Raw genomic sequence first — 20,398 nt, 5'->3', positions numbered from 1 at the left:
GGGCCAACTTGGGCATCAACCTCCCTTTTTATTTTTGTTGATTTCGTCCTGCAGCTTTCTGCTTATTTTTTGCTCCCTTTCCAAAGCCCTGCGGCGATGTTCCTCAAATTCTTTTTCTAAATCAGATAATGCAAGCTTTGCCTGTTGGGTAAGGGAGTTACTATTTTTGAACTTGTAAATGAAAAGCAGCAAGAAAATTAATAGTGCAAAAATAATGGACCATACAATAAGGTTATAGGTGCCTTTGGAAATTAATTTGCCAAGAAAGGACATACTATCTTTCTCTTCTGAAACCGCCTTCAGGTCCTTACTTGTTTTCTCCAATGCTGCTGTTAAGGAAGAGTTACTTGCCTCTTGTTTTGCTATGGTACCCTGAAGCTCTGCAATATTGGCGTTGGCCGCCTTTAAACTGTCCGTAACATTTTTCTGAAAGGCTTCCAGTTCTAGTAGGCGAACCACTTCGTACCGTTTTCCTTGCTGGCGGTAATTGGTAGATTTTCTGATTAAGGTTTCGTACTGTCCTTTTATGGACATATCCTCGGTTTCAGCGCTTTCTTCCTGTGCAATTATAAGGCCGCAGCTAAATAATAGTGCAGCCACTAATAAAAATGAATTTTTCATGTTAGTCACGATAAGAATTAATTTGGAGAAAACGAAGGTACACCATTCTACCAAATGCCCAAAAATAGTGATGGATTTCTAATAATAGGTATATCTTCTCACCTTGGAAATGTATTTAGCCAAGCGGATGACTTGATGTGAGTAGCCATATTCATTATCATACCAAATGTAAAGGATAATGTTTTTTCCGTCTGGGGATACAATGGTGGCCTTGCTATCATAAATAGCAGGTGCTGTAGTACCCACAATATCCGATGAGACGAGTTCATTGCTCAAGGAATATTTTATTTGCTCCACCAAATCTCCTTCCAAGGCATATTTTTTGACAATGGTGTTAATAGCTTCAACAGAGGTGGTCGTCGCTATTTCTAAATTTAAGATTGCCAAAGAACCGTTGGGAACGGGAACACGTATGGCATTAGAGGTCAGTTTCCCCTCCAAGGCGGGTAGCGCTTTGGAAACTGCCTTGCCGGCACCGGTTTCCGTAATGACCATGTTAAGGCCCGCAGCCCTGCCACGTCTGTATTTACTGTGCATATTGTCCACAAGGTTTTGGTCATTGGTATAAGCGTGTATGGTTTCCAGATGTCCTTTTTGGATTCCTAGGGAATCCTCTATAACCTTAAGAATGGGCGTAATGGCATTGGTAGTACAGGAGGCTGCTGAATAAATCTTGGTTTTGTCCGGATGGTAAGCTTCATGGTTTACCCCGTGTACAATATTGGGAACCTCCTTACCTGGGGCGGTGAGCAGTACCCGCATAACGCCCTTGGATTTTAAATGACGGGAGAGGGCTTTTTTATCCCGGAAGACGCCCGTATTATCAATCACCAAAGCATGGTAAATTCCAAATGTAGTATAGTCAATATCTTCTGGCTGGTTGGCAGAAATAATATAAACGGTGGTCCCATTAATCATTAGGGCCTTCTTCTCCAAATCGATATCCACGGTGCCACTAAATTGACCGTGAACAGAATCGGTTTGGAGCAGGGCGGCTCGTTTCTCCAAAATTTCAGCCGTAATTTCCCCACGTGTTACAATGGCGCGCAGTCTTAGCTGGTTACCCTTTCCAGTTTTGGCCATGAGCTCCCTGGCCACAAGTCTTCCAATACGCCCAAAGCCGTACAGTACAACATCTTGGGGCTTAATCTCCTCTGCATCATTGGCATTTTTTAGTTTATCTAAAACAAATGCTTTAACATTCAGATGCTCGTTTTCTTGGGAGTGGTATTCATAGGTTAGTTTACCAATATCCAGTTTCGCAGGAGGTAGGTTGATATCTCCAATGGCACGTAAAAGCTCAACAGAATCAAAAATAGAAATGGGCTTTTGTACAAATTCCCCTGCATATTGGTGTAAATTAATAATATCACTTACATTTTTGTCTATGACTTGATTTTTGAAGAGAACTACCTCAATAGCCTTGTCATACCAGAGGTCACTTATAATTTTAATAAACTCAGTTGTGGCTTTTCTCCGATCTGCTTGGAAAGCGAGTTCTTTTTCGTAAACCTTATCGTTCATAATCTTGGTTCGGTTGTTTTGGTTTTAATGGCAAGGAATTTCATGCCAAGCATTTTGCAAAATAGATGTATGCATCCCCGATAACTTCTGTATAAGCTTAAGGGCATTATTTATTTTGTTTGCAAAATTAGGAATTTCAATCGTTTTCGAACTGTATATTGTTAAACAAAAAATGCCCACTCTTAAATGGGCATTTTTTTGCTGATTGAAAACAGTTAGCTTTATCCTTTATCTGAAGATGAGACGTTCCCGTTCTCCCTTTTCATTAAGTGTGGTAAGACTAATGCGGTCATATTTGGATATTTTCCCAAAGACGGAGCGTGCCTTGTCAATATCTTCGATTTCATCATCATAAACTTCTACGATTACCTTATTTTCAAGGCCATAATCTTTATAAAATTCTGGTACGCTTACGATTTTAACCCCTTTTTTGGTCCCGTAACGTTTTTGATCCTCTTTGGACAAGTTTTTTACTGTGAGTCCCATTATCGGTAAAATATCGGTCAGTCTTTTTTTGAGAACCACTGGGATTTCTTTTGTTTCCCCATTTCTAATGACGCCAACCTTTACTTTGTCTCCTGGCCTTTTGGCGGAAAGATAACCCGTAAGTTCAGAGAATTTGGTCACTTTAATATCGTCAACCATGGTAATCACGTCCCCTTCCTTGATACCTGCTTCATAGGCCCCAGTTTCTTCTTCCACAAATCCTACGTATACTCCCGCACTCACCTCAATGCCTACCTCTTCCATTAAGCCTGGGGTAATATCACCACCCCTAATACCTAAAATTCCTTTTTGTACGTTACCAAATTCCAGTAAATCGTTTACAATTTTGTTCGCTATATTACTGGGAACTGCAAAAGAATAACCTACATAAGAACCTGTTTGGGAGGTTATGGCCGTGTTGATTCCAATTAGGTCCCCGTTGGTATTGACCAAGGCTCCACCCGAGTTTCCTGGGTTAACCGCTGCGTCTGTTTGGATAAATGATTGGCTGCTTCTTGATGAAATGGAACGTGCCTTAGCACTTACGATTCCTGCGGTCACCGTAGAAGTAAGGTTAAAGGGGTTGCCTACCGCCAAAACCCATTCCCCAATTTTTGTATCATCAGAGTCACCAAAAGCTAAATAAGGTAAGGTCTCCTCCGCATTAATTTTGAGTAAGGCAATATCCGTGTTGGCGTCTGCCCCAATTATTTCGGCTTTGTAGGTTTTGTTGTTGTTCAAGGTTACTTCCAGCTCTTGTGATCTTTCAATCACGTGGTTGTTGGTAACGATATACCCATCTGGGGAAATGATTACCCCAGAACCCGTACCTAATTGGGGTCTTGGACTTGCCTCATAACCAAACAGGAAACTACCAAATGGACTTCCCTTGCTTAGGGTCATATTCTTAACATGTACAACGGCATTTACCGTTTTTTCCGCTGCTATGGTGAAATCAACTTCATTAATGCCAGCACCTTTTGCAGAGGTTGCCAAACTTGTATTCACAAATGGGGTTTCCTCTTTTTCAAAGCTGATGTTAGCGTCATTCTCAAACAAAAGCTTGTATGCTCCCAAGGTAATTGCTCCGGAAAACAATGCAATTACAAACAGATTTGCAGTTTTTCTCATAAATAATAATATTTAATTCTACTTGAAATTAGTTTAAAAAAAGCAGCTAAATTTGGCCTTTAACGACGCTTTAACTGCCAAAAAATCCTTAAAGAATTAAGTATCTTTACCCGATGGATGATACCAAAACAATACCGTTCTATAAGTACCAAGGCACAGGTAACGACTTTATTCTTGTGGATAACCGCCATCTGCAATTCCCCAAAAACGATACCAAATACATTCGGTTTTTATGTGATAGAAAATTTGGCATAGGAGCAGATGGTTTTATCTTACTTGAAAATGACAAGCTGTCAGATTTTAAGATGGTGTATTACAATGCCGATGGAAACCAAAGCAGTATGTGCGGAAACGGAGGACGTTGTATTGTTGCATTTGCAAACCAATTGGGGATTGTGAAGGATAAAGCCTGTTTTAATGCTATTGACGGATTGCATCGTGCTACCATAAAGGATAAAGTGGTTTCTTTGGACATGATGGAGGTTAAGGAAGTAACCCAACGTGCAAAAGCATATTTTTTAAATACTGGATCGCCACACCACGTGCAGTTGGTGGATTCCCTAACCGATTTTAATGTGGTGAAAGAGGGAGCAAAACTAAGGTATGGACTTTATGGGGAGGTGGGCAGTAATATCAATTTTGTGGCTCCAGTGGAAGGCAACCGGTTTTCTGTAAGAACGTATGAGAGAGGTGTGGAAGATGAAACACTGTCCTGCGGAACTGGTGTTACTGCCGTGGCATTGGCTATGTTCCATGCAGAAATGGCCAAGACTAACATCATAGAAATTGAGACACCAGGAGGGGAACTAACCGTATCGTTTGACCATGATCTTGAGGGTTTCAAAAATATTGTCCTGTCCGGGCCAGCAACTTTTGTTTTTCAAGGCGAAATAGCGGTATGATTTTACAAGGAACACAATCTTATTTGCGGGCCATAGAACCTTCCGATCTGGATTTTTTGTATCGATTGGAAAACGATACAAACGTTTGGGAAATCAGCAATACCATAACCCCATATTCCAAAAGTGTACTAGGCAGGTATCTAGACAATAGTTACCGGGATATTTATGATGTAAAACAATTACGCTTATGCATTTGTACCTTAAAAGATGAAGTGGTGGGTTTGGTGGATTTGTTTGATTTTGACCCTAAGAACAAAAGGGTAGGGTTAGGGCTTATAATAGCTTCACAAGATAAGCGTAACCAAGGATTGGGCACGGAGGTGGTAAATTTATGCTGCAATTATGTCTTTAATATGTTGGATGTACACCAAGTCCATGCCAATATTTTGGAGGAGAACCAAGCAAGTATCCATTTATTTGAAAAGGTGGGTTTTGAGCGTGTTGGAATAAAAAAAGACTGGGTACGCTATAACGGAACCTTTAAAAATGAAATTCTTTATCAAAAAATAAAATCTTGAAAAATCTAAAGAAAGTACTTTGGGCAACTGCCTTGCTAGGACTGGTAATATGTGCAATTATCGCCTATAATATTTACCAAGCGGTTTTTTTGCCCAATACTGCGTTCCAGAATAAGGAAGCTTTCGTGTATATTAACTCAGACAGTTCTTTTGAAGAGGTAAAGACCCAATTGGAACCTTTGTTAAAGGACATGGGTTTATTTGAAGCCGTGGCAATGCGCAAGGGATATGCCAGTAATATAAAGGGAGGGAAATATGTGCTTAAAAGAGGGATGAACAATAACGATATCGTAAATACCTTAAGGAGTAAAAATATTCCGGTACGGGTTTCCTTTAATAATCAAGAAACGTTGAATGCGCTGGCCGGAAGGATATCAGAACAAATAGAGCCAGATAGCCTAAGTCTATGTAAAGCATTTAATGATGCCTCTTTTTTATCTTCAAATGGTTTTGATGCGGACAACAAGCTAGGAATGTACCTTCCCAACACCTATGAATTTTTTTGGAACACCACCGCTGAGGGTTTTAGGGACAAAATGCTAAAGGAATACCATAAGTTTTGGAACGATGACAGACGTGATAAAGCAGAACAGCTAGGGTTGGAACCTGCAGAAATAATTGCACTTGCATCCATAGTCCAGAAAGAAACGGTCAAAGTAGATGAACGGCCACGGGTGGCGGGAGTTTACCTTAACCGGATAAAAAGAGGGATGCTTTTACAGGCCGATCCAACGGTTATCTATGCCATAAAAAAGGAAACCGGAAATTTTGACACTATTATTAAACGGGTGCTGTACCGCGATTTGGAAATTAATTCGCCATACAATACCTATAAATATGCGGGTATACCCCCAGGACCTATTACGATGCCAGATATTTCTTCAATTAAAGCAGTGTTGAATGCGGAAAAGCATGATTATTTATACTTCGTAGCGGACGTTTCTAACTTTGGTTACCATATCTTTGCAAAGTCATTGGCACAGCACAACCGGAATAAAGTGCAGTATGTCCGATGGCTTAACCAACAGCAAATCAATAGATAAGGTTAATTCACCGATGGTAAAAGACAGTTTAACGTAATTTAGTACTGTTTTGTGAAACTCTTAGTAGTTCCTTAACCGAAAGCACATATTCCCCCTTTATATTTGCCGATCATAATTATAGTTCCAGACGATGGAGCTTTAAATTAGAACACAATGAAAAGATGGATTGGTTTTTTACTACATCTTGCCATAGTTATCATTTTCGCTAGTTTTGGGACCTACTCCATAAGCACTAAGGTATTATCCGGGCTACCGGAAATTTTAAGAACGGAAGCGAATTCAAAACATAGGGTTCCGCTTAAAGAAGACCTTACAAAAGAAAAAGCGTTGTCCCGTACCATCTTTTTGGGAGATACCTTTGTGGGATTCAAAGAAGCCATTGGTTTTAAGGAATCCCAAGGAAATTATACATCTGTTAATACCTTGGGTTATTTGGGGAAATACCAGTTTGGCATCAATACGTTAAATTTAATGGGCGTCTACAGTTCCAGTGAATTTTTGCAGTCACCACTATTGCAAGAACGTATTTTTGAAATGAACCTTTCTAGGAATAAATGGATTTTAAGGAGGGATATCAAAAGATTTGTTGGAAAACGAATCAACCATGTGGTAATTTCAGAATCCGGTATACTAGCGGCTGCCCATCTTGCTGGTGCCGGCAATGTAAAAAAGTACCTGAGGTCTTATGGCCATTCAGATTTCTCCGATGCGTACGGAACGTCCATAGCAAATTACATCCAAACATTTTCAGGATACGATACCAGCTGTGTTAGTGCCGTTAAGAATCCGAGCATCTAAGCCTGAATGATGAAGATGGCAGGGCGTTTATGAAAATCCTCCTTGTTATTTACCCATTGTGCAGCACTCATTGTTTTTATGAATTCCGATGACAATGTAATATCTGATGCAATGCACAAAAGAGTGTTGGGGCGCAGTGTTTGGATTAGTTCCTCTTTTAGTTTGTTGTTCCTGTAAGGCGTTTCTATAAAAATTTGTGATTGCCCTAAATTTTGGGATAATTTCTCCAAACGCTTAATGGTGTTTCTACGTTCTGTTTTATCAATGGGCAAATAGCCATTGAAAGCAAAACTTTGTCCGTTCATTCCACTGGCCATCATCGCCATCAATATAGCGGAAGGACCTACCAAAGGAACCACTTGGATTCTTTTTTCATGTGCTATTTTGACGATATCCGCTCCTGGATCGGCAATACCGGGACATCCAGCCTCGGATAGCAAACCAACAGATTTACCTTCCAAACACGGATTTAAATATTCGGAAAGTGCTAATGGTTCTGTAAACTTGTTAAGGAGTTCTATATGCAGGTCTGGTTGTGACTTGCTTGGTTTTATACTTTTAATGAACCTTCTTGCGGTTTTTTCATTTTCGACGATATAGTGATTGACCTCTTCAATGGTTCGTTTTATGGAAATTGGCAATACTTCCAGTGGTGCAGTATCCCCAAGGGTGGTAGGAATCATATAGAGTTTTCCTAAATCTGTAATGCCCTTATGTTCCATCCCCGTTTGTTTTGGTTGCAATGTTTTCGCAGGCGATGGAGATTAGTTGAAAAACGGTCTCAAAGCCATCTTCACCCCCATAATAAGGATCGGGGACCTCTTTGTTAGTTAGCGTAGTTTCCTCAAGTAAAAGTTTTACTTTGGATTTTGCTTTACGGCTATTAGCTTGTGCCATTAGGTCTATGAAGTTGTTATTATCCATAACATATATAGCGTCAAACTTTTCAAAATCTTCCTGGGCAAATTGTCGGCACCGCTGGTTTGCAATGTTTATGCCATGGTTCATCGCGGTATTTATAGATCTTGGGTCTGGGGGGTTCCCAACATGGTATCCAGCGGTTCCTGCAGAGTCCACATATACCTTGGTTGCATCAATCTTAGATTTAAGGATGCCTTCTGCTAGGGGGGACCTGCAAATATTGCCAAGACAAACCATTAGGATTTTGGTCATGGCCGCAAAAGGGGTTAAGTGAGTTTTTTGGTAAGGTCCTCTATATACTTTCTAAACTGCTTGTCCGTTTCTGCGAGATTGTCAACGGTTTTGCAGGCGTGGAGCACAGTGGCATGGTCTCTTTTGCCAATTTGTGATCCAATACTTGCCAAGGAGGCTTTGGTAAACTTTTTCGCAAAGAACATTGCCAATTGCCTTGCTTGTACGATGTGTCGTTTTCTGGTTTTTGATTGCAGTGTGGCCACATCCATTTCAAAATAATCAGAAACCACTTTTTGGATGTAATCTATAGAGACTTCACGCTTGGTATTTTTAACAAATTTTTCTACCACTTGCTGTGCCAATTCCAAAGTGACCTCTTTTTTGTTGAAAGAAGACTGCGCAATGAGGGAGATTATTGCACCTTCCAACTCGCGGATGTTTGTTTTGATGTGCCTAGCTACATGTTCTATGATTTCTTCCGGCATTTCTACCCCGTCCCTATAGAGCTTGTTCTTTAATATGGAAATCCGTGTTTCAAAATCCGGGGTGTGCAGTTCTGCGGACAATCCCCATTTAAATCTAGAAAGTAAGCGTTGTTCAATGTCCTGCATATCCACAGGTGCTTTGTCTGAGGTTAGGATGACCTGTTTGCCATTTTGGTGTAAATGGTTAAAGATATGAAAGAAGACATCCTGTGTTCCAGATTTACCGGACAGAAATTGCACGTCATCAATAATGAGGACATCTATCAATTGGTAGAAATGTATAAAATCGTTTCTGGTATTTTTCTTTACGGATTCTATATACTGCTGCGTGAACTTTTCCGCGGAAATATAAAGCACCGTTCTTTCCGGGTATTTATCTTTTATCTCAACGCCAATGGCATGTGCCAAGTGCGTTTTGCCCAATCCAACCCCGCCAAACACCAATAATGGATTAAAGGAGGTGCCTCCTGGTTTGTTTGCTACGGCCATCCCTGCCGAACGGGCCAACCTGTTGGAATCCCCTTCCAAGAAATTCTCAAAGTTATAATTGGGATTGAGCTGGGATTCAATCTTTATGTTTCTAATCCCAGGAATGACAAAGGGATTTTTAAGTTCCGGGTTCTTAGAGGTAATGGGAACATCTAATTCTTGTGGGGCCATTGTGGCCCTATTGCTACTTGGAATCTTCTCGGTAAATGGTTCATTGTTACCATATTTGTTCTCCATCTTTATGATGTAGACCAGTTTGGCATTGGATCCAAGTTCTCTCCGTAAAGCTACTTTTAGGAGTTTTACATAATGCTCTTCTAGCCATTCGTAAAAAAACTTACTGGGTACTTGGATGCTCAGGGCATTATCTTGTAATCTAACGGGTTGAATGGGAAGAAACCATGTTTTGAATGCCTGCGGTTGAATGTTGTCCTCAATAAAGGTCAGACAGTTGTTCCAAACGGAAATGGCAGTAGCACTCATAAAAGAAAGTCCTTTGTTATTTGGTTAGTATTTTAATTTTTTTTTGATGGTTTACAGGGGATAAGCTTACCATCAAACGGGCGACAAATATGTGAACAAAAAAGGTAAAAAAAAAATCATTGTACCATTGAATTATTAGTTTTTTTTCCCCATGTTCCCTTTGAAATAATCAAGCCTATAAATATATACTTTTTCACCAATAAATATGAATTCACACCAAATTTCTTTTAGGGTAAGATATGGGGAAACGGACCAGATGGGAGTGGTCTATCACGGCAACTATGCGCAATTTCTAGAGATGGGAAGGGTAGAGTGGCTTAGGAATCTGGGGGTTAGCTATAAAAGTATGGAAGAAGAAGGAATTATCTTACCGGTAATTAACTTACAGATAGCGTACAGAAAATCTGCGGTTTACGATGATCTCATTACCGTAGAAACAACATTGGCAAAAATGCCTTTGGTGAAAATTGAATTTGATTACGCAATCTACAATGAAGGAAAGGAATTGCTGGCTACCGCAAATACTGTTTTGGCCTTCATGGACAAAAAGAAAAATAAACCGCTAAAATGCCCTGACGAACTCTTGAAAAAATTGGCTTAGTCTGCGACTTTTTTGCAATTTACCCCATGAAGTTCTCTAAACGCGGCCATAACTTTTTCCTCGTTGCGCTTTCTGGTTCCCACCAATAACTCGCAGGAAAGTTCCAACTTCTGCTGGTCAATGGTTAGATTCAATTGTTTTATTAATCGCATTACCTTATCCATTAGCGCATAATCAAAGGAAAGTTTAAATTGTGCTTTGATGTACCTTTCAATTGGCACCCCTTGGTCCAGGGCAAGTTGCGCGGCTGTCTTGTACGCTTGGATAAGGCCGCCAACCCCAAGTTTTGTTCCACCATAAATTCTGGGTACGGCAACTAGAATATTGGTGTACCCAAAAGCTTTTATTTGGCCGTATATAGGCATCCCTGCGGAGTTATTGGGTTCGCCATCATCATTGGTACGATAGGTTACCGTATTCACCCCTAATTGCCAGGCAAAACAAACATGTCCGGCTGTGGGATGTCGTTTACGCAAATCCTCAATGATGGGTTTAACTTGATGCTCTTTGGTTATGGGATAGGCATACCCATAGAATTTACTTTTACGATTTTTGTATAAAATCTCTTGGGAAGCTTGCGCAATGGTCCTGTAACTATCCTTCTCCATAGCTTATTTTAGAATAATGCCACCAGCAGTATGCTGGCTATTGCCATCCCTATGCCAAGCCAGTTCTTCGTTCCCAATTTCTCCTTAAATAAGAGAATCCCAAGCAGGGTAGAAAACATGACTATGGCCACATTGTTTAGGGTAAAGACAGAGGCACTGTTCAATACATTATTTTGTAAGGCTCTTAATAAAAAGAAAATAGAGAAATAATTAGGGATGCCCAGTGCCAAACCACCTAAGATGTTTTTTACATTTATTTTTAAAGACTGTTTCATTGCTTTTAAACCAATAAATACAAAGCCGCTAATGGCTGCTGCCCCAAAAACGGTAGCAGAAAATAAAGGAAACTCATCTTCCGTTAATGCCGTTTGCCTAAAATAGTTAATACTGGCATCTATGATTCCAGAGCCCAAAAAAACCAAAATAGGCAGAATCAAAGTATTTTTTGAAAATTTGAAGTCCCTTTCTTTCATGGAGGCAAAATACACCGCGGCCATGGCCAATAAAATTCCAATGACCTTTAAAAAAGATAATTGCTCTTCGTAAGCAATCACTCCAACAAGTACAGGGATGACCAATGACATTTTTGTGGCCACCGAAGCTACGGAAACACCCACTGTCTGCGCCGTTTTAGCCATTATATTGAAGATGACAATAAATAAAACCCCTAACACTAAGGTTCCAAAAAACCAAGGTTTAGCAGGAATGGTTGCCAAATTAACCCCACTTTCATAAAAAAACAAACCTGTAGCGCAAGCAACCACATAATTGGTGATTATGGCAAAAAGTGTCTGTACCTTGTAGGTGTCAAATAGCTTAAAAACCACAAATATCAGTGAGGAACAAAGAACACTAAAACCTAAATCTATCATTATAGGTGCGCCTTTAAATCGGTAATATCTTCTTTCCCTACTTGTAAGTTCCAGACTTTTATACCTAAAGCCGCTGCTGAATCTGTATTCTCTTTGGTATCGTCCACAAAAAGCGTTTCTGAAGCTTTTAGTTTATTTTTCCTTAAAACAAATTGGAATATCTCTGTGTCCGGTTTGCGCATTCCCATTTCATAAGAAAGATAAAACACCTCAAAAGGGTTTTTAAAACGATTGAATTTTTCCTCTCCCATCGTTGCTTTCACATATTCAATATGGATGTCATTGGTATTGCTCAACAAAAACAGCCTGTATTTATTTTCCAATGCCAGTTTTTCCAAAAATTCCAAACGATAGTCCGGAAAATCCAAGAGAATGGCATTCCAAGAATCCGTCAGGTTTTGTTTAGTGGCCTTAGGAAACAATGCTCCCGTTGTTTCAAGAAATTCCTCAGAGGAAATCCCTCCCTTTTCATAGGTGTTAAAGAGTGTTTCAAGTTTTGGGGTAGTTTGCTTAAACCCATACTTTGTCATCTCCCTTGCTGTGGCTGTTTTGTCCAAATTGATAAAAATATCACCAAAATCAAGAATTATGTTTTTAATCATTTTTAAGGATGGTTAAGGTGTCGTTCAACACTTGTACTTTGCTTATAACTTTGCCTAGCCTTACAGGAGCTTTTAACCCTGTTTTAAAGACAACATCATTTTTAAATATTCGGGCTTCGTCCCATAGGTTGTTATCTATAAAGCTTTGTAAGGTTTTTGCCCCCCCTTCTACAATGACGCTGGTGATTTGGCGGCGGTGCATCATCGTGCAAAGTTGGGGTATTGGATCGTTGTTAAAATCCAAAGCCTCATAGTCAATACCATTAAAACCTAAAGGGGTATTTTGTATATCATGAACAACAATAGTGGGTGCATCAGGTTTAAAAATACGTTGATGCGGTTTAAGGCGTAGTTGCCTATCCAATATAATTCGGATGGGCGATTTTCCTTTCCAATCCCGGGCGGTCAATGAAGGATTGTCCTTAATTACTGTGTTGGTGCCAACCAGAATAGCCTGTTCCTGGCTCCGCCATTGATGGACCAGTTGTCTAGAGTAGGCATTGGTAATCCAGTAGGGTTCTGGTCTTAAATGACGTTTGGAAGTATCGGGTGCAAGATAACCATCCGCACTTTCTGCCCATTTTAAAATGATATAGGGACGGTTTTTGGTTTGGTACGTTAAGAACCTTTGATGGTGCTCTTCGCAATTTTTTTTAAGTACTCCTACATGAACCTCAATTCCGGCCTCGGTCAACTTTTTAATACCCTTTCCGGCAACTTTATCATGTGGGTCTTGAATGCCAATAACTACCTTGGGAATCTTATGTTTTATAATGACATCCGCACAAGGCGGAGTCTTGCCAAAATGGGAACAAGGTTCCAAAGTGACGTAAAGGGTAGCCGATGGAAGCAAGGATGTTTTGGACACACTTTCAATGGCATTGACCTCTGCATGTGGGCCGCCGTAGGCACTGGTGTAGCCTTCTCCAATAATTTTGCCATTTTGGACCAATACGGCACCTACCATAGGATTTGGTGCCGTAGTACCAAGTCCATTTTTAGCTAATTGAATGCAACGTAAAAGGTAGAATTCGTCTATATTCACACCGTAAAAATAGTATAATAAATCGGCAAGATGACAGGGCCAGTAATCCGTGAAATAGAAGCTAGGGATAATCTGCAGGTAGCAACCCTTATCCGCAGCGTTTTTGATGAGTTGGGAATTCCAAAGGTAGGAACCGCTTACCAAGACAAAGAGTTGGATAGGATGTTCCAAGCCTTTAAAGCTATTCCGAGGGCAAGCTATTATGTAATAGAGGAAGAAGGAAATATCATAGGTTGTGCAGGCGTTGCCCCTTTGGCCAACCAAGGTGAAAATATTTGCGAATTGCAAAAAATGTATTTTGACCCCGTGGCACGTGGTAGGGGGCTAGGTAGCCAGTTGATAGCCATTTGCTTAGATCAGGCAAGATCATATGGTTATGACCATTGTTATTTAGAAACCATGCCCTACATGGAATCTGCCCAAGCACTGTATAAGAAAAATGGGTTTGAGTATATTGATGCCCCCATGGGATGTACAGGACATAATGCCTGCCCAGTGTATATGCTCAAAAAGTTGTAGGGGATGCAGCTCAGGGCAATTAAAGATATCTTTCATAAAGAATTATTTCCCCAATACCCAAAAGGGGAGATAGATAGCTTTTTTTCCCTCTGTATTGAACATTTTCTAGGTCTTGGACAATTTACCCTTGTAATGCAGCCCGGTTACACCCTAACCCATGAGGAAGAAACCCCGTTGTTTCAAGCCCTAAGCAGATTAAAAACCAACGAACCAATCCAATACATTTTAGGTAAAGCCTATTTTAGGGATTTGATACTATCCGTGAATGAACATACCCTAATACCTAGACCTGAGACCGAAGAACTGGTGCAATGGGTGATCGATGATGTTAGGCATGCAACGGTAAACGATATCAAGATTTTGGATATTGGTACAGGTAGTGGTTGTATCGCCATTGCTTTGGCAAAAGAACTGTCCAATGCCCAGGTTTTTGCGCTGGATATAGCACCTGGAGCTTTAGAGTTGGCACAACAAAATGCGCAAGAAAACAAGGTAAAGGTTAATTTTATGGAGGCCGATGTGTTCCATATGAAATGGGACATGGAATTTGATATCATTGTTTCCAATCCGCCCTATGTCCGTGAAATGGAAAAAGTGCAAATGCATGAGAACGTTACATCCTACGAGCCAGGTACCGCACTTTTTGTGCCTGATAATGATGCCCTTAGGTATTATAGGGCCATTGCAGAATGTGCCCAAAAATGCCTAAGGCCAGATGGACTTCTTTATTTGGAAATTAACCAGTACCTCAGTACGGAGACCAAAACACTTTTTGAAGCACATTTGTTTCAGGAAAACCGGTTAAAAAAGGATATTTTTGGTAATTATCGTTTCTTGAGATGTAAAAAAATAGCAGAATGAAGCGGATTGTGGTTTTTTGCGGGAGTAGTCTTGGTGTGGAGCCAATGTATGCCAAGGAGGCTTATGCCTTGGGAAAAACCATGGCAAATAAACAGCTTACATTGGTTTATGGAGGTGCTAAAATTGGGGTTATGGGCGCCTTGGCAACTGGAGTTTTAGATCAAGGTGGTGAAGTCATCGGAGTGATTCCAGCGTTTTTGAAGAAAAAAGAGGTCTACCACCCTAATCTTACAGAACTCATCGTTACCCAAGATATGCACGAGCGAAAAATGAAAATGCACGAACTATCCGATGGAATTCTAATGTTGCCAGGAGGCTATGGCACCTTGGAAGAGTTTTTTGAAATGCTCACATGGGGACAGTTGGGCTTGCACAGCTATCCCATTGGTATATTAAACACCAACGGGTTTTATGATGCCCTGCTAAATATGCTTCAACATATGGTAAGCCAGGGGTTTGTGAAAGAAATAAATTACAGTATGCTTTTGGTGTCCAATAGTATTGATGGGGTTCTCCAAAAAATGGCAACCTACCAACCCATTCCCCTTCCACAGTGGATGACCAAGGACCAAACGTAAGTTGAATTTTTTTGTTATGGAAATAAAATCGAGGATTGAAGCCTTACGAAAAGAACTTAGGGAACATAACCACAACTATTATGTCCTAGATGCCCCTACGATTTCTGACTTTGAATTTGATGTAAAGCTCAAAGAGTTACAGGAAATGGAGGCCAAACATCCGGAATTTTATGATGCCAACTCGCCTACGCTTAGGGTTGGCGGGGCCATCACTAAAAATTTTGAAACGGTAAAGCATGAAACCAGAATGTATTCCCTTGACAATTCCTATTCCAAAGAGGATTTACAGGATTGGGAAAAAAGGATACAACGTAATTTGGGCGATGTGCCCATTGCATTTACCTGCGAGTTAAAATATGACGGAGCATCCATTAGCCTTACTTATGAAAGAGGACAACTACTTCGGGCGGTAACACGTGGCGATGGTTTTCAAGGAGATGATGTGACCAATAATATAAAGACCATAAAATCCGTTCCTTTACAATTAACAGGAGACTATCCAGAGAAATTTGATATAAGGGGAGAAATTATTTTAACCCTGGAAGGCTTTGCTAAAATGAACCGAGAGCGCTTGGCCAAGGGGGAAGAAGCGTACATGAATCCCAGAAACACAGCCTCTGGCAGTTTAAAACTACAAGATAGCGCAGAGGTGGCCAAACGTCCGCTGGAATGTTTGTTGTACAGCATCGTCGGAAAGGATTTAAATTTTAGCACCCAGTTTGACATGCTCCAAAAGGCACGTTCCTGGGGCTTTAAAGTGCCCACAGTGGCAAAACTTTGCAAAAACATGGATGAGGTTGTGCATTTTGTGGAAGAGTGGGACGTAAAACGGCATTCCCTACCTTATGAGACTGATGGCGTGGTGGTAAAGGTAAACAGGTTGCGGCATCAAGAGGAACTGGGCTTTACGTCCAAGGCACCGCGTTGGGCCATGGCCTACAAGTTTAAGGCGGAACAGGTCTCCACGGTTTTGCATAAAATCACCTACCAGGTTGGCCGTACGGGAGCCATTACTCCAGTTGCTAATTTAGAGCCTGTTTTGTTGGCAGGTACCACGGTAAAACGTGCCTCTTTGCATAATGCAGACCAAATAGCCAAATTGGACATTCGTGAAGGGGATACGGTTTTTGTTGAAAAAGGAGGTGAGATTATTCCAAAGATCATTGCCGTGGATTTCACGAAACGAACCTCAGATTCCCAGCCAACAGTTTACATTAGCCTATGCCCGGAATGTAACACGCCCTTGGAAAGAAAGGATGGGGAAGCACAGCATTTTTGTCCCAATGATACAGGTTGCCCCACGCAGATAACTGGCCGTATCCAACATTTTATTTCCAGAAAGGCAATGGATATTGAAGGTTTGGGGGCGGAAACGGTTGAGTTACTGTTTAAAGAGGGGCTCATTGCCAATTATGCGGATTTGTATACATTGACCAAGGAACAGATCATGCCGTTGGAACGGATGGCAGAGAAGTCCGCGGAAAATTTGGTGAACGGTGTTGCGGCATCAAAGGCAATTCCTTTTGAGCGTGTCCTTTTTGCATTGGGGATACGGTATGTGGGCGAGACCGTAGCAAAAAAGTTGGCAAAAGCTTATAAGAATATTGATGCTTTAATGGTGGCCACGCAGGAAGATTTGGTGCGCGTGGATGAAATTGGTGAACGCATTGCAGAAAGTGTGGTACAGTTTTTTTCCAATCCGGTTAACCAAGAAATTATAGCGCGTTTAAAGTCTTACGGACTAAGCTTTTCATTATCAGAGGAAGAATTGCAGAACCAGTCGGACACCTTTAAAGGGAAGACCTTTGTGGTTTCCGGTGTTTTTGAGAGCCTTGGCCGAACCGAGCTCAAGAAGTTAATTGAAGATAATGGGGGAAAGGTGGGGTCTTCCATATCTTCAAAAACCTCCTACCTCGTGGCCGGAGATAAAATGGGGCCTAGCAAGCGCACCAAAGCAACGGATTTGGGAGTTCCCATTATTACGGAACAAGATTTTTTGGGCATGCTGTGATTTTGTTACGGACTAGATTCCAACTGCTGTAAGCCGGTTGCCATGGACGATTCTCCGTGGACAAAACGGGCCATTTTATATCCTATGCTCCTGTGGATGTAATTATAAAAGTTGAGCTTAAAATATTGGTAGCCCAATAGAGGAATAAGCTGGCTAAAAGGATGGTTTAATTTCTGGCTTCCAACCATTTTTGCACCCTTAATTTGGCATTATTCCTAATGTCCACATAGTAGAAATTGATATCTGCGATATGATAATTCTTACGTCTCAATAAAAAACTCCAAGGGAATCTGGGTTTATTTGCCCAAAGAACACCCTCGTGAATTTGGGCATCCACCCGTTTTGTCAGGATTTTATTGAAATTACGTAGAACGGCACCTTCGTTTTTATTGGCCGAAACGTAGGTGGTATCCGTTGTCCAGCTCAACGGATTGGTAACCAAAATAGCGTCACCAACAGGCCTGTCGGTGGGGACGTATCCCTTTCTAAAAGTACGCCATGACGTAAAGCAATTTAAATCAGTTGGTGACTCGCATGGAAAAATTCGCTCAAAGTAGTCTTTGGATATTGGCATCCCCACAAGATAGGCGGCGACCAACTGCTGTTGAATTCTGCTGCCATCAAAGAACTCTTTGATTAAAGGACCTGCATGGGTGGTGCCTTGACTGTGGCTTGCAATGATTATTGGCCTGCCGTTATTGTAATATTTCAAATAATGTTCAAAAGCATTTTTCACATCGGCATATGCCAAAGCAAAGGCTTTTTTTGCAGAAAGCGTATCTGTACTGCTATAACTGACCAAGTGTGCCTGTCTATACCTTGGGGCAAACACACGTCCTGCAGCATTAAATGCGCTGGCTTGAAATTTAATGGTAGAATTGTCCACACGTTGATTTAGCTCCGTGTCATCGATACTGGGATTCCATGGTAAATCCTTGCCCTTGTCGTTATAAATGGTGGGGTGAATAAAGAATACATCCGCAGGCAAATTGCTTTTGGCAGTGCCATCAGAATCAGGAATCAAATCTGCATTATCCCGTTTATCCGGATGTGCTGCCCAGTTTCTTAGCTCCCCATAATTTATCCGTTTTGGATTTTGGTCGTTAAACACATTGACAGGTCCATAAGTCTTACAGCCCAAAAGGTTGATAACCAATACGGTAAAATAAAGTAATGGAATACGGATAAGGGTTGTTTTAGTTTTTAAAACCATCAAACCATAGGGTAGTTTAAAATTTAAATGATTCCTTACCATCAATTACGGGTAACGTTAGGGTAGTTTCATCTAAATCTACCGTTAGTTCCGTGCCTGGTTTAGGATGGAGCGTATATTCCTGGTCGCTACAAAATATCATGACCCCAATTTGCTGCCCCGCAGGGATAATCTGGTCATCCGGCATCAGTTCAAACTTCATCTCATAAAATTTTCCGGGTTGAAGTGGTTTGCTCTCAGTTAACGATTTGTAGTTTTGAGGGTCCGCCCACCCACGGGTAATTACGTTATCGGTAATTTTTGCTTTTGCATCACCATTCCACGGTAAGGACACCAACCAAACGGAAAGGTTTACCGCTGGTTTACTGCTAGCTACTTTAATTGCTATTTTTGGTGTTCCGGAGATGTTTATATCCTGTTGTAGTCTTGGGGTAACATATAACAACCGATGCTCGGAGGATGGCGAAGATGCTAATTGGCTACCGCTAACCTTGTAGTCATCAATCGCAGTTTCCTTGCCTTGTTTTTTAGTTTTCTTTAGACTTAGGCCGCCTAGGGTGTTTCCGCCATTGGTGGGGTAAAGCTTTACCATTTCCGCATTGGGATGTGGATAGTCCGGATATGCGGTGGGTTGGTCTTGTGCATCATTTTCCCTAACGATATATGCTTTTGGGTCTTGTTCCACCCCATTGTCCTCTCCATGCAGATACTTGGTGAACCAACGGTTCATTAAGCGTAATGGTGGCGGTCCGCCATGTCCGTTTTGGTGGTAGTAGATTTGCACGGGCAATCCTTTTTCTTTGGCGGCTTTGTAGATGCGGTAACTATGTTCTGGCATTACGTTCCAGTCGTTAAACCCATGGGACATCAACAAGGCTGCCTTCATGGGTCCCATGTCGTTGAGATAATCCCTGCCGGCCCAAAATTCATTATAATCCCCCGTAATTCTATCCATCCCATTTTTCATTTCCGTATCCCTTACGGTTTTGTTGTTGTAGGGACGTTTGGATTCCTCACCGCTATGGATAAAATCATACAGCACATCTATATCTTCCCCTAAGTATCCACCAGGGGAGCGTACCAAACCATTGGAGCGGTAATAGTGGTAATAAGAGGTGTTTGGAGCAATTGGGATAATGGCCTCCAATCCGTCCACACCAGTGGTTGCTGCTGCCAATGGTATGGTTCCGTTGTATGAGGTACCCGTCATACCCACCTTACCAGTGGACCAAAACGCTTCAACGGTTTCATCACCATAAGGCTCCGTGTAGCCCTTTGCACGTCCGTTTAACCAATCGATAACGGCTTTTGGCGCAAGGGATTCATTATCTCCCCCAACGGTTGGGGAGCCTTGGGATAATCCTGTTCCGGGAGAGGAGGAATGTACCACAATGTAACCCCGGGGAACCCATTTTTTAATATGGGAGTTGGAGATGATAGGACGTTCGCCCAGCCGTTTCACCTCTGGATGTACTCTGGGGTTTGGCATTTCCCCAAGCTCATGCTTTACGTCCCAAAAGAGCCCATCAACATTTGGGGCCACTCCCGCAAAATAAGGGCTTGACACATAAATTATTGGCAGCTTTAATCCTTGGGTTTCGGTTTGTTTTGGGCGGGTAACGGATACGTGCATCCTGTCCAATTTACCATCACCATCCGTATCAAATTCTGTTTCTACAAAAAGATCGTGGCGCAGCCATTCTGAAGGTTTTGAAAAAGCTGCTACAATTTGTGCTTCACCGTCTTTAAATATAGGTCTGGCTTCAGAAGCTCCCTGTCCAAAAGTGTTGATGGTGACCAACACTATTAAAAGGGTGTACCATGTTCTTAGTTTCATAAAAAAATTATTTACA

The 20,398-nt window shown here is 41.3% G+C and carries 21 protein-coding genes; 9 read left to right on the top strand and 12 right to left on the bottom strand.

Going from position 1 to position 20,398, the window contains the following annotated elements; translation table 11 throughout:
* Positions 1-15: 15 nt before the first annotated feature.
* The 3 genes from I595_RS02765 to I595_RS02755 form a co-directional block, all read right to left on the bottom strand.
* Positions 16-621 carry a hypothetical protein gene (locus tag I595_RS02765; protein ID WP_054557853.1) on the bottom strand — a complete coding sequence of 202 codons (606 nt, stop codon included), beginning with the start codon at positions 619-621 and terminating at the stop codon, positions 16-18.
* Between the two features lie 78 nt (positions 622-699).
* Positions 700-2,145, bottom strand: a complete 1,446-nt coding sequence (locus tag I595_RS02760) for a glyceraldehyde-3-phosphate dehydrogenase (protein ID WP_054557852.1) — start codon at positions 2,143-2,145, stop codon at positions 700-702.
* Between the two features lie 228 nt (positions 2,146-2,373).
* The gene (locus I595_RS02755; protein WP_054557851.1) at positions 2,374-3,762 is read right to left on the bottom strand and encodes a S1C family serine protease; all 1,389 of its coding nucleotides are present in this window, start codon (positions 3,760-3,762) and stop codon (positions 2,374-2,376) included.
* A 113-nt stretch (positions 3,763-3,875) separates the two neighbouring features.
* Between I595_RS02755 and dapF the strand changes: the two genes are divergently transcribed.
* The 4 genes from dapF (at position 3,876) to I595_RS02735 (ending at position 7,023) form a co-directional block, all read left to right on the top strand.
* Entirely contained in the window at positions 3,876-4,664 is a 789-nt protein-coding gene (gene dapF, locus I595_RS02750; RefSeq protein ID WP_054557850.1) for a diaminopimelate epimerase, read from the top strand.
* Positions 4,661-5,182, top strand: a complete 522-nt coding sequence (locus I595_RS02745; RefSeq protein ID WP_054557849.1) for a GNAT family N-acetyltransferase — start codon at positions 4,661-4,663, stop codon at positions 5,180-5,182. The genes dapF and I595_RS02745 overlap by 4 nt, the downstream gene beginning before the upstream one ends.
* On the top strand, positions 5,179-6,225 hold the full coding sequence (gene mltG, locus I595_RS02740) for an endolytic transglycosylase MltG (protein WP_054557848.1): 1,047 nt from the start codon (positions 5,179-5,181) through the stop codon (positions 6,223-6,225). Before I595_RS02745 ends, mltG begins: the two co-directional genes overlap by 4 nt.
* Before the next feature lie 153 nt (positions 6,226-6,378).
* Complete coding sequence (locus tag I595_RS02735; RefSeq protein ID WP_054557847.1) at positions 6,379-7,023, top strand: hypothetical protein; 645 nt, start codon at positions 6,379-6,381, stop codon at positions 7,021-7,023.
* Here the strand turns inward: I595_RS02735 and I595_RS02730 are convergent.
* The 3 genes from I595_RS02730 to dnaA are packed head-to-tail and all read right to left on the bottom strand — an operon-like array spanning position 7,020 to position 9,635.
* Entirely contained in the window at positions 7,020-7,745 is a 726-nt protein-coding gene (locus tag I595_RS02730; RefSeq protein WP_054557846.1) for an SAM-dependent methyltransferase, read from the bottom strand. The two genes, I595_RS02735 and I595_RS02730, sit on opposite strands and share 4 nt — an antisense overlap.
* Complete coding sequence (locus tag I595_RS02725; RefSeq protein ID WP_054557845.1) at positions 7,735-8,196, bottom strand: low molecular weight protein-tyrosine-phosphatase; 462 nt, start codon at positions 8,194-8,196, stop codon at positions 7,735-7,737. The genes I595_RS02730 and I595_RS02725 overlap by 11 nt, the downstream gene beginning before the upstream one ends.
* A gap of 14 nt (positions 8,197-8,210) precedes the next feature.
* Entirely contained in the window at positions 8,211-9,635 is a 1,425-nt protein-coding gene (gene dnaA / locus I595_RS02720; protein ID WP_054557844.1) for a chromosomal replication initiator protein DnaA, read from the bottom strand.
* Positions 9,636-9,840: 205 nt separating this feature from the next.
* On the opposite strand from dnaA, the gene I595_RS02715 reads away from it, so the two are divergent.
* Positions 9,841-10,236: an acyl-CoA thioesterase gene (locus I595_RS02715; protein ID WP_054557843.1), complete on the top strand. Its 396-nt coding sequence runs from the start codon at positions 9,841-9,843 to the stop codon at positions 10,234-10,236.
* Here I595_RS02715 and I595_RS02710 read toward each other — a convergent pair.
* From I595_RS02710 to ribD, 4 genes are read right to left on the bottom strand one after another with little or no spacing between them, the layout of a single operon-like run.
* Entirely contained in the window at positions 10,233-10,844 is a 612-nt protein-coding gene (locus I595_RS02710) for an IMPACT family protein (RefSeq protein WP_054557842.1), read from the bottom strand. The two genes, I595_RS02715 and I595_RS02710, sit on opposite strands and share 4 nt — an antisense overlap.
* Before the next feature lie 8 nt (positions 10,845-10,852).
* Positions 10,853-11,716 (bottom strand): EamA family transporter, encoded by an 864-nt coding sequence (locus tag I595_RS02705; protein WP_054557841.1) that lies wholly within the window; start codon positions 11,714-11,716, stop codon positions 10,853-10,855.
* Positions 11,716-12,318 (bottom strand): HAD family hydrolase, encoded by a 603-nt coding sequence (locus I595_RS02700; protein ID WP_054557840.1) that lies wholly within the window; start codon positions 12,316-12,318, stop codon positions 11,716-11,718. Before I595_RS02700 ends, I595_RS02705 begins: the two co-directional genes overlap by 1 nt.
* A complete protein-coding gene (gene ribD / locus I595_RS02695; RefSeq protein ID WP_054557839.1) occupies positions 12,311-13,363 on the bottom strand; it encodes a bifunctional diaminohydroxyphosphoribosylaminopyrimidine deaminase/5-amino-6-(5-phosphoribosylamino)uracil reductase RibD in 1,053 nt (350 codons plus the stop codon). The genes I595_RS02700 and ribD overlap by 8 nt, the downstream gene beginning before the upstream one ends.
* 30 nt (positions 13,364-13,393) lie before the next feature.
* On the opposite strand from ribD, the gene I595_RS02690 reads away from it, so the two are divergent.
* The 4 genes from I595_RS02690 to ligA are packed head-to-tail and all read left to right on the top strand — an operon-like array spanning position 13,394 to position 17,332.
* The gene (locus I595_RS02690) at positions 13,394-13,882 is read left to right on the top strand and encodes a GNAT family N-acetyltransferase (RefSeq protein ID WP_054557838.1); all 489 of its coding nucleotides are present in this window, start codon (positions 13,394-13,396) and stop codon (positions 13,880-13,882) included.
* 3 nt (positions 13,883-13,885) lie between these two features.
* Positions 13,886-14,743, top strand: coding sequence for a peptide chain release factor N(5)-glutamine methyltransferase (prmC, locus tag I595_RS02685; protein ID WP_054557837.1), 858 nt, complete (start codon positions 13,886-13,888; stop codon positions 14,741-14,743).
* Complete coding sequence (locus I595_RS02680; protein ID WP_054557836.1) at positions 14,740-15,321, top strand: LOG family protein; 582 nt, start codon at positions 14,740-14,742, stop codon at positions 15,319-15,321. The genes prmC and I595_RS02680 overlap by 4 nt, the downstream gene beginning before the upstream one ends.
* A 16-nt stretch (positions 15,322-15,337) precedes the next feature.
* A complete protein-coding gene (gene ligA / locus I595_RS02675; RefSeq protein WP_054557835.1) occupies positions 15,338-17,332 on the top strand; it encodes an NAD-dependent DNA ligase LigA in 1,995 nt (664 codons plus the stop codon).
* Between the two features lie 166 nt (positions 17,333-17,498).
* On the opposite strand, the gene I595_RS02670 is transcribed toward ligA, so the two are convergent.
* Both I595_RS02670 and I595_RS02665 read right to left on the bottom strand, forming a co-directional pair.
* Positions 17,499-18,545 (bottom strand): DUF3089 domain-containing protein, encoded by a 1,047-nt coding sequence (locus I595_RS02670; RefSeq protein ID WP_172675900.1) that lies wholly within the window; start codon positions 18,543-18,545, stop codon positions 17,499-17,501.
* Between the two features lie 16 nt (positions 18,546-18,561).
* Positions 18,562-20,382: a Xaa-Pro dipeptidyl-peptidase gene (locus tag I595_RS02665; RefSeq protein WP_054557833.1), complete on the bottom strand. Its 1,821-nt coding sequence runs from the start codon at positions 20,380-20,382 to the stop codon at positions 18,562-18,564.
* Between the last annotated feature and the right edge of the window lie 16 nt (positions 20,383-20,398).

Source organism: Croceitalea dokdonensis DOKDO 023 (assembly GCF_001306415.1).
In the GTDB taxonomy this organism is placed as follows: Bacteria; Bacteroidota; Bacteroidia; order Flavobacteriales; family Flavobacteriaceae; genus Croceitalea; species Croceitalea dokdonensis.
This window is presented reverse-complemented; position numbering and strand designations above follow the sequence as displayed.